We start from the raw sequence: 16,862 nt of genomic DNA, 5'->3' as shown, positions 1-16,862 counted from the left end.
CCACTGTTCCCCCAATGGAACGGTGTGGTGCACTTTTGTCCCCTACCGATCGGGTTGTTCGACACCAGATGAGTACAAGCGCCTGGCCATCTCCGCATGGCCCCGGCGTCCAGGCATCCAGTACCATCGATCAACCCCTCGGGAGACCCGCATGTCCACCAACGACCAGCCCAGCATCATCATCGGAGCACAGGCACTGGGAAGCCAGTTGCCAGGCATCGATCCGTTCATCTTCGGCGCCTACCACCAGGATCACTACCCTCGGGGCAACGGCCGCCTGGGCCCCGACTCCGAGCTGCTCAAGGGTCGCGAGATCGGCATGGACTTCAGCGGCAAGGACGGCTTCAGCATGTACCACGGCGACACCGTGCCGGGCTTTCCCGCCCATCCGCACCGGGGGTTCGAGACCGTGACCATCGTGCGCAAGGGCCTGGTGGACCATGCCGACTCACTGGGTGCCACGGCGCGCTATGGCGAAGGCGATGTGCAATGGCTGACCACGGGCAGCGGCGTGCAGCATGGCGAGATGTTCCCCATGGTGCACGAGAACAAGGACAACACGCTCGATCTGTTCCAGATCTGGCTGAACCTTCCCGCCAAAAGGAAGATGGCCAAGCCCGACTTCACGATGTTCTGGGCCCATGACATCCCGCACGTCGTGCTGACCGACGCGCAGGGCCGCAGGAGCGAGGTGGAAGTCGTCGCCGGCGACTACGCGCCCGCCGATGCGGCTGCCGCAGGCGGGCAGCGGCTGGTGAAGGCGCTGCCGCCGCCGCCCGACTCCTGGGCCAGCGAGCCCGGTGCCGACGTGGCGATCTGGATCATCCGCATCGAGCCGGGTGCGAGCCTCGTGCTTCCCGGCGCGGGCAGCCACGCTCGCCGCGCGTTGTACCTGACGACCGGCAGCACGCTGACCGTGGACGGCCACCGCTTCGATCAGCGCGTGATGGTGGAAGTGCGGCCCGACCTTCCCGCCCCGCTGCGCAATGAAGGCGACGAGGTGGTCGAGGTGCTGCTGCTGCAGGGCAAGCCCATTGCCGAGCCCGTGGCCGCGCATGGACCGATCGTGATGAACACGCAGCAGGAGGTGGCGCAGGCCTTCCGCGACTACCAGCGCACCGAATTCGGCGGCTGGCCATGGCCCAGCCATGCGCACACGCATGGCAAGGAAAAGCGTTTTGCCCGGCATCCGGACGGCAGGGTCGAAAAGCCGAGGGATTGAAACAGGTATGACGCCAGGAGAAGGCGGGGCTGCACGCAAGCGGCCCCGCCTTTTCCATCGCCGGGCCGCCCCAAGATGAAAGCGCCCCTCTCGGAGGGGCAGCGGCCACACGCAGCGGGCAAGCGTGGGGAGTCATTTTTCATTTCGTCCCGCGTCTTGGGCGCGAGGTTCCCTGCGCCATCCCAAGAGGCTTGCGGCGCTTGCCGGCCAGATCGACAAATGCCCTGGCTGCGAGCGAGAGCCTGTCGAAATTCAGCGCGGCCAGGCCGATCTCGCGCGGCATGCGCGGCTGCAGGCGCCGGTAGACCACATCGGGCGGAGGCTCCTCGGGCAATGCCAGGCGCGCCGCAATCGTCAGGGCTTCCCCTTGCGCGACGAAGCCCATCATCGACGAAAGCTGCTCGAAGCGGAATTGCGTTTGCGGCACCGCGCCCTCGGCTGCCAGGAAACGGTCGATGTAGGGGCCGGATCCTGCCGAAGTCCTGATGAACGGCAGGCCATGAAAATCCCGTGCGCCGAGCGCCTGCTTCGCGGCCAGGGCATGTGCCGCAGGCAGCACGGCAACCAGCTCGTCGGTGGCAAGCGGCACGGTGTCGAAACGTTCGTCGGGCAGCACCACGAAGCCCAGCTCCACCCGCCGCTCCAGCAGCCACTTCACGACCACGGCATCGACGACCTCGTCGATCTGCACTTCGACGAGAGGGTGCGCACGCCGATAGGCCGACAACAGCGCTGGCAGCAGGTGCAGTGACGAACTGGCCCCGAAGGAAGCGATGCGCAATGTTCCGCGCGCGATGCCGCGCTCGTGCAGGGCCTCCTGCTGGAGCGCCTCCTTCTGCTGCAGGATGTCATTTGCCCGAGCCAGCAGTTTCGAGCCCGCATCGGTCAGTGCGCAGGCACCTCCCTCCCGCGTCATCAGGCTGACGCCCAGCTCGTTTTCCAGTTGTTTGATGGCGTGGCTGACACCGCTCTGCGTGATTCCGAGCGCTCCCGCCGCACGCGAAAAGCTGCCTACGCTGGCGAGCACCGAGAAGATTTCAAGTTGCGTGAAGGTCATGAGTGTTTACTCATTCGACAATGAATTTGAATTAGTAGATAGTACATCTCATGATCCCCTCCCGATACTCCACCCATCTAGGCCTGGTGGGCATGGCCGCCCTGTGGGGCGCCTCCTGGCCCTGGGGCCGCGTCGTCGCGCAGGCCATGCCACCGCTCGCGGCCGCCTGCCTGCGTTTTCTTCTGGCAAGCGCAGCCCTGCTCCTGTGGCTGCATCAAAGCGGACGCATGGGCACACTGCGTACCCTGCGACCCCGCCAGTGGGGGGGGCTGGCCTGCGCGTCCGCCGTCGGCGTGCTGGGCTACTCGATCTTCTTCCTGCTTGCGCTCCAGCATGTTCCGGCCGGCCGGGCGGCGATGGTCGTGGCACTCAATCCCGTGCTCACGCTGGCCTTCGCCGCCTTGCTGTTCAAGGAAAAAGCCAACTGGGCGATGGCTGCCGGCGTGGTGCTCGCCGTGACCGGGGCACTGTATGCCTTGAGCGGCGGCTCGCTCGCCGCCCTGCGCCCCGGTGCCTCCGGTGCCGGCGAGCTCCTGCTGCTGGGATGCGCAGCCTGCTGGGTGGGCTACACCCTGGTGGGCCGCATGGTGCTCACCACCGTCGATTCGCTCACCACCACCACCGTCACCGCCGTGATGGGAGCCGCCATGCTGCTGCTGGCCAGCCTGGTGATCGAAGGGCCGGCGGCATGGGCTCCGCTGCCCGCCGTGCCTCGAACAGTCTGGTACAGCCTGGCCGCGCTGGCCCTGGGCTCCACCACCCTGGCCTACGCCTGGTATCTGCATGGTGTGAAGGTGCTGGGCGCAGGCCCCGCGGCGGCCTACATGTCGCTGGTCCCGCTGTTTGGCATGGTGTTCTCGGGCCTCTGGCTGGGTGAGCCCTTTACGCCTTCGCTGCTGCTTGGCGGAGCCATGGCGATCATCGGCATGTCGCTGATGAACGCGGGGCGCTGGAAGCTCGAGCGCACCCCTACGCCGAAACGGTGACGCCGCTCCCAGCCCGGTCGTCACCCAAAGAACGCTGACGGCGGCACCCCGAAACGCCGCCGGAACATCGCCGTGAAGGCGCTCTGGCTCGCGTACCCGCAGTCGAATGCGATGTCGATGATGCGCTCGCCGCTCGCCAGTTTGCGCAGCGCCAGCAGCAGGCGGGCCTGTTCGCGCCACTGCGCGAAGCCCATGCCGGTTTCCTTCTGGAACAACCGGTGCACGGTCTTGGGGGCCACGCCCACGCGGTGCGCCCATTGCAGCGCCGTGTCGGCATTGGCGGTGTCCTCGATCAAGGCCTTGCAGATGCGCTGGATGCGCTCGTCCTCCGGCACCGGCAGGTGCAGCGGCAGCACGTGGGACTGGCGCAGCTCCTGCACCAACAGGCGCAGGATGAGGTCGCCCCGGCTCCCCTCCGCATAGTCGAGTTGCGCCGACGTTGCGGCGACGATCAGTTCGCGCATCAGCGCAGACACCCGAAGCACACACGCCGTGGCGGGCACACCCTCCACGCGCGCCTCGTCGATGTAGGCCGTGCGCATGTGCACCTCGCCCGACATGCGCACCTCATGCTCCAGCCCCGCTGGAAACCACAGCGCACGATTGGGCGGAACCACCCAGGAGCCCGCGCGGGAATTCACGATCATCACGCCTTTCGAGGCGTACAGGAGCTGTCCCCGCGGATGCGAGTGCCATCCGGTGACCCAGCCGTCGCTGTACCGGATTTCACCGGCCACCACCGCGCTTTCCGCGGTGTTCAGATCGGGCATGGGACGCATGGCGGTACGCTGGGACATGTCCCAAATTCTACAGAATGGGTCTGATTGGAGTGATACGGACTGATCCCAATTACGTAACCTGAGAGGCATCTCCCCAAAGCACGACAACATTCCATTCGTTTCGCACCGGTATTCCATGAACAGCGCTCACCAACACCCGCCCATGCGTGCGGAAGCCACGGCGGCCAGCTCCGGCGGCATCCCGGCGCAGGCTCCCACGGCCCAGGCACCAGAGGGCTTCGTCACCCGCATCGTCGGCGCGGTGGCCTTTGCCCATCTGCTCAATGACCTGATCCAGTCGATTCTTCCGTCGATCTTCCCACTGCTCAAGAGCCAGTACGCGTTGAGCTTCGGCCAGATCGGCTGGATCGCGCTGGTCTACCAGGTCACGGCCTCGCTGCTGCAGCCCTGGATCGGGCTGTACACCGACAAGCACCCCAAGCCGCTGCTGCTGCCCATGGGGATGGTCGTCACCCTGGTCGGGGTCGGCATGCTGTCGATGGCCAACACCTATCCGATGCTGCTGGTGGCGGCCGCACTGGTGGGCGTGGGGTCGTCCACCTTCCATCCCGAGGCTTCGCGCGTGGCACGCATGGCCTCGGGCGGCAGGTTCGGCACGGCACAGTCCACGTTCCAGGTCGGGGGCAACACGGGATCGGCCATCGGCCCGCTGCTGGCTGCAGCCATCATCGCGCCACTCGGGCAGTCGGCCGTGGCATGGTTCATGGCGTTCGCGCTGCTGGCCATCTTTGTGCTGGCACGCGTCACGGGCTGGCGGCTGCGCCATGCACCGGCCCGTGCCATGGCAGGCGCACAGCAGCGCGGCAACGGCCTGCAGGGCAGCGACATCGTGCGCGCCGTGGTGGTGGTGTCGATCCTGATGTTCGCGAAATTCGTGTACATCGCCGCCATCACCAACTACTTCACCTTCTACCTGATGCAGCGCTTCGGATTGCAACTGGCGGACGCACAGCTCTACCTGTTCATCTTCCTGGCCGCCGTCGCGGCGGGTACGTTCGCGGGAGGCCCCGTGGGCGACCGCATCGGCCGCAAGGCGGTGATCTGGGTGTCGTTCCTGGGCGTTGCGCCGTTCGCGCTGATGCTGCCGTACGCCAACCTGTTCTGGACCGCGGTGCTGGCCATCGCGATCGGCCTCGTGATGTCGTCGGCGTTCGCCGCGCTGGTGGTCTATGCGCAGGAGGCGGTGCCGGGCCGCGTGGGCATGGTCTCCGGCGTCATGTTCGGGTTGATGTTCGGCATTGGCGGCGTGGCCGCCGCGGGCATCGGCCATCTGGCGGACACCCACGGCATCGTCTGGGTCTACAGGCTGTGCTCGTTCCTGCCACTGCTCGGCTTGGCAACCGCCTTTTTGCCGGCCACGCGCAGGGGTGGGTGAGCTCGGAGCGTCTTCTCTTCAGACGCACGTTGACGCGCTCAAACGCTGCGCATCAGCCCCCCGTCCACACGCAGGCTCTGGCCCGTGATGTAGCCTGCGTCGTCGGACGCGAGGAAGGCCACGGTCGCGGCGATCTCCTCTGCCGTGCCGTAGCGCTGCATGGGCACCGCCGTACGGCGCTCGTCCTTCTGCGGCAGGCTGTCGATCCAGCCGGGCAGGACGTTGTTCATGCGCACGTTGTCCCTGGCGTACTCGTCGCAGAACAGCTTCGTGAACGCCGCCAGCCCTGACCGCGCAACGGCCGAGGTCGGGAACATGTCCGAGGGTTCCGCCACCCACGCCGTCGAAATGTTGACGATGGAGCCCTTGCCCTGCTTCTGCATGATCGGGGCAACGATGCGGGTGGCGCGCACCACGTTCAGGAAATAGATGCCGAAACCCTTCACCCAGTCGTCGTCGCTGATGCCCAGCAACGGCCCCTTGGGACCGTGGCCCGCGCCATTGACCAGCACGTCGATGCGGCCCCAGCGCTGCATGACCAGATCGACCAGCTTTTGGATATCCGCGGACTCCTGATTGGATCCCGTCACACCCACTCCACCCAGTTCGGCGGCGAGTGCCTCGCCCTTGCCCGATGACGACAGGATGCCGACCCGGTAGCCGTCGGCACTCAGGCGGCGCGCAGCTGCCGCCCCCATGCCGCTGCCGCCCGCGATCACCACTGCCACACGCTCGTTCGCCATGTCCTTAGCTCCTTGATGTTGGTTTCCACAATGGATGGAAGCAATGCTAATGCCTGAGGGAGACCCCAATCCGCATCTTCGGACGGCCCTTCAGGTCGCCAGCGATCTTCATTCGCAGATGCATATAACCCAAAGTCATCAAATATGAGCAACAATATACCCAAAAGAACCACCAGCCCCACCATCGAGCTCTCCCATGGCCATCAGCCACTATCTCAAGGAAATCGGACGCGGCGCGCGCGGCGCCAAGGCTCTCGATCGCGAGCAGGCCACCGATCTGTTCGGGCAGATACTGGACGGCGGTGTCAGCGACCTGGAAACGGGCGCGTTCTGCATCGCGATGCGTATCAAGGGCGAAACCCTCGATGAGATGAGCGGTTTCATCGATGCCACGCACGCGCGCATCCCGCGCTTTCAGTCAGCCGGCCGCCCCATCGTCGTTCTGCCCAGCTACAACGGTGCGCGCAAGCTGCCGGTGCTCACGCCGCTGCTGGCCCTGCTGCTGGCCCGCGAAGGCCTGCCCGTGCTGCTGCACGGCATGCGCACCGAAGCGCGGCGCGTGCTGGCGTCGGACGTGCTGGCGGCGCTGGGCATTGCGCCCGGCACGGCGGCCCGCACCCTGGACGACGGCGAAGTGACCCACATGGACACCCGCCACCTGCATCCGGGACTGGCACGGCTGCTTGCGGCACGCGAATTGATCGGCCTGCGCAATCCCGCGCACAGCGTGGTCAAGCTCATCAACCCTGCAGATGCCAACGCACTGGTGATCAGCAGCTACACGCACCCCGAGTACTTCGACACACTGGGCGCCACATACCACGCGCTCGGCATGAACGGCCTGCTCTCGCGCGGACTCGAAGGCGAAGTGGCCGCCGACCCGCGCCGCACGCCGCGCTATGACGGCTTCGTGCGCGGCAGGCACCAGCTGCTGCAGAGCCAAGGCCAGGGAACGGCCAGCGAGGTGCCGGGCCTGCCCACCGAGATCGATGTCGCCACCACCGCACGCTACACGGAGCAGGTGCTGGGCGGCCGCCTGCCCGTGCCCGAAGCGCTGGCAGCCCAAGTCCAATTCATCGTGCGGATCGCACAACAGGTCACCCAGGAACCCCTCCCATCATGTCCAGTCACACACTGAAGAACACGCCGAATGGCCATGCGGGTAGCTGCACCCTGGTGGGTGCGGGCCCCGGCGATCCGGAATTGCTCACACTCAAGGCGGTCAAGGCCATTGGCCGGGCCACGGTGCTGCTGGTCGACGACCTTGTCAACCCGGCCATCCTCGATCATGCGTCTCCCGATGCGCGCGTCGTCCATGTGGGCAAGCGCGGCGGGTGCAAGAGCACGCCACAGGCTTTCATTGAAAAACTCATGGTCACGGAAACGTTGGCAGGGGAACACGTGGTGCGCCTCAAGGGGGGAGACCCATTCATCTTCGGCCGCGGTGGCGAGGAAATCGAAGCGCTGCGCCGTGCCGGCGTGGAAGCCACGGTGGTCAACGGCATCACCTCCGGGCTGGCCGGCCTGACGGCGCTGAACACCTCCCTCACCCACCGCGATCATGCGCACGGCGTGGTCTTCATCACCGGCCATGCCAAGCCCGGCGACGCGGGCACCGACTGGCGGCAGCTCGCGCGCACGGCGCACGACGCCAAGCTCACGCTGGTGATCTACATGGGCATCAGCGGCTCGGAACATATCCAGCAGGAATTGCTGCACGGCCTGCCCGCGCACACGCCCTCGGTGGTGATCCAGAACGCGAGCCTGCCCCACCAGCGCCATGCGGTGACCACGCTCGGCGAGCTGCGCCGCACGATCGATGAACACCATCTGGCCAGCCCCTCCATCATCGTGATCGGCGATGTGGTGCGCGGGGTCCAGGCGCTGAGCTCGGACACCCATCTCAGCGCCCAGGGCGGCGCGGTGCTGCAAGCATAGTGGATAGTCAGCATGGGGCCCGCAGGGTGCGCCGCCATGCAGGCAGCGCACCTGGGTCCTGTGGAGTCGACGATTTCTTAGCGGCGGGGCTCCCGGCGTCGCAAGGCACCCATGCCGAACACCGCGGCCAGCGCGCCCAGCAGGGCCAGCGCGGCGGGATGCAGCACCGGCACCGGTGTGGCAGCCCCGGGGTTTGGCGCTCCTTTCACCTCGAAGGATTGCAGCACCTGGCTTGCCGGCAGGTAGGTGTTGTCGCCCGGCTGGTTGGCCGCCAGGGTGCATGTGCCGATGCCGACAAAGGTCACGGTGCCGCCTGCGATGGTGCAGACCGCGGGCGTCGTGCTGGTCAGCGTTACAGGCAGGCCTGACGTGGCTGTGGCCGAGGCCGCATAGGTGCCCGCGCCCACACCCGGCGCCGCAGGAGGCGTGCTGGTGAACGAGATGGTCTGCGGCAGCAGATCAACCTTGGTCGACTTGAGATACCAGTTGGGGCCCACCTGCTCCAGTGCATAGACATAGCCATTCACGGTCGCGGGACCGCCCAGCACGAACGCCCCAGCGGGAGAAGCCCCATTGACGGTGACCAGCAGAATGCCGCCCGGCGCCTCTGCGCCCGCCCCGTTCGCATTGGTCACTTCGATGACCGTGGGGCCGCCGCTGCCGATGCGGACATCGCCGTTGACCACGAGCCGGTCCGATGCCGAGCCATCGCCGGCGAGTACCGTATCGATCGCCAGGTGTCCGCCACCCGTCAGATACGTACCGACGGTGACCACGTCACCCGCCGCACCGTTGCCGAGTGCGATGTTGCCCTGATGGTCGAGCTGTGCGCTCACGAGATACTGGCCCGCGCCTGCACCATTGCCGATGAACAAGCCGCCAGGGTGCACGCTGGCATTGCCGGTCAACGCCAGGGCGGCACCGGCCGTCAGCGTGCTGCGCGGGTCGATGAACAGCCCCAGCGCGGACTCGGAGCCGGTAGTGAGGGCACTGTCGCTCAGCGCGACACGGGCATTTTCGAGACGGATGATTTCCCAGTTCACCAGGTTCGCGCCGGCCAGCGTCACGGGCGCCCCCAGGTCCTTGAGCGTCAGCGTGTCGACCATGCCATCCGCGGCCGACACATCGTCTCCGCCATCGAACGTGACGCTCGCACCGCCGATATTGCCGGTGCTCACGGTGAGCTGGTCGCTGCCATTGCCCAGAGCAATGGTGCCCGCGTACGTGCCACCGGTCCATTTCACGACATCGTCGCCGTTGTAGAGTTGGATGTTGCCGGCAAGCGAACCCGCACGCAGCGTTACTTCGTCCGCGATGGTGTTGTCCTGATTGGCCGGTACGGCAGAACGGACCGGACCCGTGATGCTGCCGTCATTGGTCAGCGTGAGGCCCGCATTGGCGGTAGATACCGCGAATGCGGCACCGCCCTTGCGCTCGATGGTGCCCGTGTTGTTCACCACCAATCGCTCGGAAGCGGCTCCCGCGTACGTGGTATTGCCCTGCAGGTTGACGACGGCCGTGGAGCCGGTGGAGCCCGAAGTGAGCCTGCCGCGGTTGTTCACCACCACATTGGACGCGCTGTAGACATTGGCGAAAACAGCGTTGGTGACGGCATCCACGGTCACGCCGGTGCCCACGTTCACCACCACCTCACCCGCGTTGGAGGTGAACCCCGAATCGGTGGTGTTGCCAATGAACACGCCGTTGAGGCCGCTGCTGATGAGCGTGGAACCCCCAGACGCCGCATTCAGGTTGATTTCCGACGTACCCGTGCCGACGTGATACGAGCCGATGGCCCGCTGCGCAGCCGTGACGCCCGCATTGACGCGGATGACGATGTTTCCGGAGCCGGCATGCGTCACCGCAAGTGCACCGCCGCCGGGGGTGGATACCGCTGCATTCGTCGTCAGGCTGGCATTGAATTCGTTCTTCCAGTGGCGCATGTGGATGCCGCCACCGGACCCCGTCACCGTGCCATTGGAGACGACGCTGCTGGCACCGCCCGCGGACTGATCGGTGAAGATCCCCAGCCCGATCGGGCTGACCGAGCCGGGCAGCGAGCCGATGGCCCCGTCATTGACGACAGTGATGTCGCTACCGCTCGCGGGGGTGAATGGCCCGTTGACAAAGGCAGAAGCGTTGTAGACGCCTACCGAGTCGGATGACGAGTGGTTGATGACCACCGGTGCCGAACCATCGCAGTGGTAATCGGAAGTGGGTCCAGTGCATGCGGCCTGGGCCTGCAACGGCAGGAACAGCGTGACGGCCGCTGCGCAGGCCGAAGCCATGAAAGAAAGCGTATGACCCTTCGACAATCGAGTCTCCCTTGAATCAGCGCACATGCGCAATTTGAAACAGGTTGCTTTATTTCATATATTGATTAAATCAATCTAATAGATTTTATTAAACATTTGGTTTTTTGACGTTTGTTTTGATTTATGGATGAGCATGCTGCTTCAGCGCATCAATGCGGCTGTCGGTCCACCAGGCGGATGGGCCGGTCAATGCCGCCCAGGCATCAACGTAATGGGCGAACGCATAGGTGTGGCCGTAGCCCTTGGGCGGCGATACGGCCACCATCAGGTCGACCGCCAGTTGCAGAAAGCTCACCACCGGAATCCACACGATGTCAGGTGAAACATCGGGACCCAGCGGCGGCTGCATCCAGTCGGGCCTGTGCCAGAGCGATCCGGGCTCGAAAAATGTCACCGCGTCGCTCGCATACTGCAGGAACACGATGCGGTAGCGGCCCCATCGGGCGTCCCGCTCATGCCCGTCGTTCAGATGGTTCCGTTGCGAGGTGAAGCGCATCACCTCGCCATTGCGCACGCGGGGCAGCCAGGCGGGAGTGCCGGCATCGCGCATGCGCGTGGCGGCGCGCCACGTGGGCGTATTGAAGGGCGGTCCCGCCCACAGAGCGCCGTCGTAGGGATCGCCGATCACCTGGGCGAGGTCGTGGCTGCGATCGGAGTGAAAGGCACCGAGGCTCAGCCCATGCAGGTAGAGCCGTGGCCTGCGCTCGCGCGGCAGGCGCCGCCAATGCTCATAGATGGTCGCAAACACGGCGCGCGCGGTCTCGACGCCATACTCGGGTTGCGACAGCAGGGCCAGCCAGCTGGCGAAGTACGAGTACTGCACAGCCACGGTGGCCACGTCGCCGTGCAGCAGATACTCCAGTGCGCGCTGGCTTTCCCCGTCCACCCAGCCCGTGCCCGTGGGCGTGGCGATCACCAGCACCGAGCGCTCGAAGGCCCCCACGCGCACCAGTTCCTCGAGCGCGAGCGACGCCCGGGCCTGCGGCGTCTCGGCGCTGCCCAGGCCCACGTAGACGCGCAACGGCTCGAGGGCGGGATGGCCCGTGACGACCTCGATCCCGGCACGGTCCGGGCCGTCGGCGATCATGCGCCGCCCCTGGCGGCCCTGCGTCTTCCACTGCAGGAGTGATCCCGGGCCGCCGCTCTTGAGGGCATCGAGCGGCTGCGGCAGGTCTTCCTCGATACGGGCATCGCGTTCGCTGTACAGGCGGTCCAGCATGCGCATGCCCACATTCACCAGTACCCCGTTGGCCAGCGTCCAGAAGATCAGCACGGTGGCAATCGATGCCAGCACGGCGGCGGTCGGTGCGGGAATACGGCGCTTCAGCCGCCGGGACAGTACCCGGCGCACCCACCCGAACCCGCGCACCGCGATCAGCAGCATGGCAAACACCACCATGGCCAGCGTCGCGGTGGTGAGCATGCCCACGCCATCCATCTCGGGCATGTGCATCCGTGCGCGCAGGCGGTTCTGCCAGGTGGTGGCCCACCACAACGCGGCCAGCATCGCCACGACGCAGGCGGTGAGCATCAGGCCCAGCCATCGCGCGCGCCACGGCCCCTTCGTCTCGGGCCAGCCGAGCCTGCGCCAGAGCCAGCGCAGCCATGCACCCAGCGCGTAGCCCGCGGCAAAGCACAGGCCGCTGAGCACGCCTTGTGTCAGCGATGAGCGTGGAACGAGTGATGGCGTCAGCGACGCCGCGACGAACAGGGCGCCCAGTATCAACCCGGCCCCACAGAGCGTGGCATAGAAGGACGCCAGCGCCTTCCTGCCAGCAGCAATCAAAGATTCCATCATCGCGCCATGCTAGGCGCGGCCCGGCATGCGCGGATGTCGGCCATTGCCTGAACCGCGCACACGCCCTTGCATGGGCAGGCACGCCCCCTCAAATGGCCTCACGCGGTGGCGCGAAGAGGATCCATCAGCCCTTGCTGGCCTGCTCGAAGCGCGCAGCAAACTCGCCGCGCAACTGCTTTCGGATCTGCGCAGCGGACCAGCGGCGCTTTTCATCGGAGGTGGAAGGCGTCAGCAGCGGCACCTTGGTGGGCTTGCGCGCCTCGTCAACCGCCACCATCGTGAAGAAGCAGCTGTTGACGTGGCGAACCACCTTCGAGCGGATCTCCTCCGCGACCACCTTCACGCCGATTTCCATCGACGAGTTGCCGGTGTAGTTCACGCTCGCGAGGAAGGTGACCAGCTCGCCCACATGGATGGGCTGCAGGAACATCACCTGGTCCACGCTCAGGGTGACCACATAGGACGACGAATAGCGCGCCGCGCAGGCGTAGGCCACCTGGTCGAGCAGCTTGAGAATCGCGCCGCCGTGCACATTGCCGGAGAAATTGGCCATGTCGGGCGACATGAGCACGGTCATCGAGAGTTGGTGTGATGGGAGGTCCATGGCGGCACTGTAGTGAAGCGTCAGCCTGCAAGTATGCAGCGGGTTTCGTTAAACTCCCGCAAAATCGACTCCCAACGCGGAACTCCGTTCCCATTGTCAGCATGCTCGAAAAACTCAACGATTTCACCGAGAGCCACGGCCAGCTCAAGACCGGACGCGGCCTGATCACCGGCGTGATTGCGCTCACCCTCGGCTGCCTGTGCTTCCTGGGCGTGCTGGCCTTCCACTTTCCGCAATACCTGACGACACCCGAGCTGCGCAAGAGCTACGACGTGGCCGTGCTGCGCAACGTGATGTTCGCGGCGATGGTGATCGCGGGCGGCCTCTCCCTGGTCAACATCGTCTTCAACCGCTCGCGCTGGCTCTCCAGCTTCGCATTCGGGCTGGTGGCGCTCACCGCCATCCTGGGAGGCCACAAGGTGGAGGTGGACCCGAACTTCCCGAACAACACGCCTTACATCGGCCTCGACTGGTTCATTCTCGACCTGCTCGGCTCCTCGCTGATCTTCATCTTCATCGAGAAGCTATTCGCCCTGCGCAAGGACCAGCCGATCTTCCGCGAGGAATGGCAGACCGACTTCCACCACTTCATCGTCAACCACATGGTGGTGGGCTTCGTGCTGCTGGCCACCAACCTCATGGTGCACAGGTTCTTCGGCTGGGCTGCCAACGACGGCATCCGCGGCTGGGTGGCGGGCCTGAACTTCTGGGTGGCGCTGTTCCTGATCATCCTGGTGGCCGACATGGTGCAGTACTGGACGCACCGCGCCTACCACGAGATCCCGCTGCTCTGGCGCCTGCACGCGGTGCACCACAGCGTGAAGAGCATGGACTGGATGGCCGGCTCGCGCCAGCACATCCTCGAGCTGCTGATCACCCGCACGCTGGTGCTGGCCCCCATCTACGTGCTGGGGTTCAGCAAGGATGTGATCGACGCCTACATCATCATCGTGGGCTTCCAGGCGGTGTTCAACCACGCGAATGTCAGCGTGCGGCTGGGGCCCTTGCGCTACGTGATCGTGACGCCCAACTTCCACCACTGGCACCACAGCCAGGACCAGGAGGCGCTCGACAAGAATTACGCCGCGCACTTTGCCTTCATCGACTACCTGTTCGGCACGGCGGTGAAGAGCGACAAGGTCTGGCCCGAGAAGTACGGCGTGCTGGGAGACTACGTTCCCAACGGCTTCTTCAAGCAGCTCAAGTTTCCGTTCGTCTGGAAGGGATGAACGGTGCCGGGAGCCGGCCAGTGCTCCTTGCTGAGACAATCACGGGTTCGCCGTCATGCGGCGAGCCCGTTTTTTCATCGCCGGGCCGCCCCGCTTCCGCCATCCCTACCCACAGATTCCAGATCCCGTGCCCACGCCCTTCTACGACGCCATCATCATCGGAGCCGGTGCCGCCGGCCTGCTTTGCGCCGCCCAGGCGGGCCAGCGCGGGCTCAAGGTGCTGCTCATCGACCATGCGGACAAGGTCGCCGAGAAGATCCGCATCTCGGGCGGCGGGCGCTGCAACTTCACCAACCGCGACCTCGATGTGCGCGCGCCGCACAAGCACTTCGTCGGTCAGAACCCGCAGTTCTGCCGCTCGGCGCTCTCCCGGTTCACGCCGGACGATTTCATCGCGCTGATCGAACGGCACGGCATCGCCTACCACGAGAAGCACAAGGGCCAGTTGTTCGCCGACCGCTCCGCGGAAGACATCATCCAGATGCTGCTGGCCGAATGCGCCGACGGCGGCGTGACGCACTGGCAGCCCTGCGCGGTGCAGTCCGTTACCGCCATCCCGGATGAAGCCGGGGCCCGCTACCGGCTCGAGACCGGCCGCGGAACGGTACATGCTCACAGCCTGGTGATCGCCACCGGCGGCCTGTCCATTCCCAAGATTGGTGCCACGGATTTCGGCTACCGCGTCGCCACCCAATTCGGACTGCCGCTCGTCGAGCGTCGCCCGGGGCTGGTTCCCCTCACCTTCGACGGTGCCGGCTGGGAGCCCTACGCGCAGCTGGCCGGCCTGGCGCTGCCGGTGGAGATCAGCACCGGCAGCAAGAAGGAACGCATGGCGTTTCTCGAAGACCTGCTGTTCACGCACCGCGGGCTTTCGGGGCCGGCCGTGCTTCAGATATCGAGCTACTGGCAGCCCGGAACGCCGCTGGCCATCAACCTGGCGCCCTCGCAGAACATGGCCGCGCTGCTGCAGGACGCCAAGGCCCGCTCGCGCAAACTGATCGCCAACGAGCTCTCAGGCCACGTCCCCTCGCGCCTGGCCGATGCCTGGTCGCAGCAGAGCGCGGACTGGCAGCGGCCGATCAACGAGGCTTCCGACAAGGCCCTGCTCAGGCTGGCCGAACAGCTCTCGCGCTGGGAACTGATTCCCACGGGCACCGAAGGCTACAAGAAGGCAGAAGTGACGCTCGGCGGCATCGACACCAAGGCGCTTGCGCAACAGACCATGGAATCCAGGACGCAGCCGGGCCTGTACTTCATCGGCGAAGTGGTCGACATCACCGGCTGGCTGGGCGGCTACAACTTCCAATGGGCCTGGGCAAGCGCCCATGCCTGCGCCGAGGCGCTGGCACCCTGCTGACGGCACATATCGCCTGACGGAACCCCCTTCGCGGCGCGCAGTGGCAAGATAGCCGCTCCATGCCAGAACAGCACCACGACACAGACAGGGCCGGGCCCAGGCGGCCGGCTGCGCCGTTCCACGGTGATGCGGTGGTGCGCGCGGCCTTCCTCTCGGGTGTGCTGGGCTGGGGGCTGGGCTTCTACGGCCCGCCGATCTTCCTCTATGCGGTCACGTCGTCGATGCACTGGTCGAACGCGCTGGTCTCCGCCGCCATCACGCTGCACTTCCTGTTCGGAGCGATCGTCGTCTCCTGGCTGCCGCGCATCCACGCACGCCACGGCGTACCACGCACCACACTGGCGGGCGCCTGCGCCCTGGCGATCGGGGTGGTCGGCTGGGCCGCCGCGCGTGCGCACTGGCAGTTGTTCGCTGCGGCGCTGTTCACGGGCGCGGGCTGGGTGACCATGAGCGCCGCCGGCATCAATGCGATGGTATCGCCGTGGTTCGACCGGCGCCGCCCCATGGCGCTGTCCAAGGCCTACAACGGCGCCAGCGTGGGCGGCATAGTGTTCTCGCCGCTCTGGAGCGTGCTGATTGCCCAGTTCGGGTTTCTCGCGGCAGCCGTCATCATCAGCACCGGCATGCTGGGGATCATGTTCTGGCTGACACGGCGCGTGCTGCGGTTCACGCCCGCGATGCTCGGCCAGTTGCCGGATGGCGACGCCGGACCCGGCATGTCCTCCGCCCCGGCCCCGGGCCGACCGGTTGCCGCCAACGTCACCTGGCAACCCCTGCCGGGCCGCAGCCTGTGGAGCAATCGCCGCTTCGTCACGCTGGCGGCCGCGATGACCCTGTCGCTTGCCGCGCAGAGCGGACTGCTCTCGCACCTGTATGCCTCGCTGCTTGCGCCGCAACTGGGGGCTCGGGGAGCCGGCTGGAGCATGACGCTGGTGGCCGCCTGCGCCATGCTGGGCCGCATGCTCTATGCCAAGGCACTCTCCACGGTGCGCGAGCGCCGGCTTCTGGCCTGCGCGAGCTATGGCATGCAGGTCGTCGGATCGCTGCTGCTCATGACCTCGGAGGCTCCGGGACTGCAGCTCTGGTGCGGGCTGATCCTGTTCGGCGCGGGCATCGGGAACACGATTTCGCTGCCGCCGCTGATCGCCCAGGCCGATTTTGCGGCCAGCGACGTGGCGCGCGTGGTGGCGCTCATCGTGGCGATCTCCCAGGGGCTGTATGCATTCGCCCCGCTCGGTTTCTCGCTGCTGCTGGCCATCGGACCGGGCCATGCCTGGCTGTTCGCGGGAGCGATGGCCCTGCAGATCCTGGCTGTGCTGATGCTCTGGGCGGGCCGGGCCCGCCAGCGCTGAAGAGGCAGCCCCTGCTTCTCAAAAAGATAGCAACTTGCCAAGCTTCGATGGGTGGCTATAATATCGGGCTTTGCTGGCAATAGCCC

At 66.1% G+C, this 16,862-nt stretch carries 14 protein-coding genes; 8 read left to right on the top strand and 6 right to left on the bottom strand.

Annotation, left to right across the window (positions count from 1 at the left end):
• The first annotated feature begins 151 nt into the window (after nt 1–151).
• The gene (locus H9K76_RS07015; RefSeq protein ID WP_187599080.1) at nt 152–1,222 is read left to right on the top strand and encodes a pirin family protein; all 1,071 of its coding nucleotides are present in this window, start codon (nt 152–154) and stop codon (nt 1,220–1,222) included.
• A 139-nt stretch (nt 1,223–1,361) separates the two neighbouring features.
• Here H9K76_RS07015 and H9K76_RS07010 read toward each other — a convergent pair whose 3' ends face one another.
• A complete protein-coding gene (locus H9K76_RS07010) occupies nt 1,362–2,279 on the bottom strand; it encodes a LysR family transcriptional regulator (RefSeq protein WP_187599078.1) in 918 nt (305 codons plus the stop codon).
• Between the two features lie 50 nt (nt 2,280–2,329).
• Between H9K76_RS07010 and H9K76_RS07005 the strand changes: the two genes are divergently transcribed.
• The gene (locus H9K76_RS07005) at nt 2,330–3,265 is read left to right on the top strand and encodes a DMT family transporter (RefSeq protein WP_187599076.1); all 936 of its coding nucleotides are present in this window, start codon (nt 2,330–2,332) and stop codon (nt 3,263–3,265) included.
• A gap of 20 nt (nt 3,266–3,285) precedes the next feature.
• Here the strand turns inward: H9K76_RS07005 and H9K76_RS07000 are convergent, their stop codons facing one another.
• Nucleotides 3,286–4,062: an AraC family transcriptional regulator gene (locus H9K76_RS07000; protein WP_246475356.1), complete on the bottom strand. Its 777-nt coding sequence runs from the start codon at nt 4,060–4,062 to the stop codon at nt 3,286–3,288.
• A 118-nt stretch (nt 4,063–4,180) separates the two neighbouring features.
• Here H9K76_RS07000 and H9K76_RS06995 point away from each other — a divergent pair, with 118 nt between their 5' ends.
• Nucleotides 4,181–5,440, top strand: a complete 1,260-nt coding sequence (locus tag H9K76_RS06995) for an MFS transporter (RefSeq protein ID WP_223196280.1) — start codon at nt 4,181–4,183, stop codon at nt 5,438–5,440.
• A gap of 38 nt (nt 5,441–5,478) precedes the next feature.
• On the opposite strand, the gene H9K76_RS06990 is transcribed toward H9K76_RS06995, so the two are convergent.
• The gene (locus H9K76_RS06990; protein ID WP_187599074.1) at nt 5,479–6,183 is read right to left on the bottom strand and encodes an SDR family oxidoreductase; all 705 of its coding nucleotides are present in this window, start codon (nt 6,181–6,183) and stop codon (nt 5,479–5,481) included.
• A gap of 196 nt (nt 6,184–6,379) precedes the next feature.
• Here H9K76_RS06990 and ybiB point away from each other — a divergent pair, with 196 nt between their 5' ends.
• Together ybiB and cobA are read left to right on the top strand one after the other, a co-directional pair.
• Nucleotides 6,380–7,321, top strand: a complete 942-nt coding sequence (gene ybiB, locus H9K76_RS06985) for a DNA-binding protein YbiB (RefSeq protein ID WP_187599072.1) — start codon at nt 6,380–6,382, stop codon at nt 7,319–7,321.
• Nucleotides 7,303–8,121, top strand: a complete 819-nt coding sequence (gene cobA / locus H9K76_RS06980) for a uroporphyrinogen-III C-methyltransferase (RefSeq protein WP_187599071.1) — start codon at nt 7,303–7,305, stop codon at nt 8,119–8,121. Before ybiB ends, cobA begins: the two co-directional genes overlap by 19 nt.
• A 77-nt stretch (nt 8,122–8,198) precedes the next feature.
• On the opposite strand, the gene H9K76_RS06975 is transcribed toward cobA, so the two are convergent.
• From H9K76_RS06975 to H9K76_RS06965, 3 genes are all read right to left on the bottom strand, one after another.
• Nucleotides 8,199–10,409 carry an autotransporter outer membrane beta-barrel domain-containing protein gene (locus H9K76_RS06975; RefSeq protein WP_187599070.1) on the bottom strand — a complete coding sequence of 737 codons (2,211 nt, stop codon included), beginning with the start codon at nt 10,407–10,409 and terminating at the stop codon, nt 8,199–8,201.
• 148 nt (nt 10,410–10,557) lie between these two features.
• Complete coding sequence (locus H9K76_RS06970) at nt 10,558–12,234, bottom strand: alpha/beta hydrolase (RefSeq protein ID WP_246475354.1); 1,677 nt, start codon at nt 12,232–12,234, stop codon at nt 10,558–10,560.
• 124 nt (nt 12,235–12,358) lie between these two features.
• Nucleotides 12,359–12,838, bottom strand: coding sequence for an acyl-CoA thioesterase (locus tag H9K76_RS06965; RefSeq protein ID WP_187599068.1), 480 nt, complete (start codon nt 12,836–12,838; stop codon nt 12,359–12,361).
• Nucleotides 12,839–12,939: 101 nt separating this feature from the next.
• On the opposite strand from H9K76_RS06965, the gene H9K76_RS06960 reads away from it, so the two are divergent.
• The 3 genes from H9K76_RS06960 (at nt 12,940) to H9K76_RS06950 (ending at nt 16,776) form a co-directional block, all read left to right on the top strand.
• On the top strand, nt 12,940–14,067 hold the full coding sequence (locus tag H9K76_RS06960) for a sterol desaturase family protein (RefSeq protein WP_187599066.1): 1,128 nt from the start codon (nt 12,940–12,942) through the stop codon (nt 14,065–14,067).
• 127 nt (nt 14,068–14,194) lie between these two features.
• On the top strand, nt 14,195–15,424 hold the full coding sequence (locus H9K76_RS06955; RefSeq protein ID WP_246475353.1) for a BaiN/RdsA family NAD(P)/FAD-dependent oxidoreductase: 1,230 nt from the start codon (nt 14,195–14,197) through the stop codon (nt 15,422–15,424).
• A gap of 59 nt (nt 15,425–15,483) precedes the next feature.
• Nucleotides 15,484–16,776, top strand: a complete 1,293-nt coding sequence (locus H9K76_RS06950) for an MFS transporter (protein ID WP_187599063.1) — start codon at nt 15,484–15,486, stop codon at nt 16,774–16,776.
• Nucleotides 16,777–16,862: the final 86 nt, after the last annotated feature.

Source organism: Diaphorobacter ruginosibacter (genome assembly GCF_014395975.1).
Lineage (GTDB): Bacteria > Pseudomonadota > Gammaproteobacteria > Burkholderiales > Burkholderiaceae_C > Diaphorobacter_A > Diaphorobacter_A ruginosibacter.
This window is presented reverse-complemented; position numbering and strand designations above follow the sequence as displayed.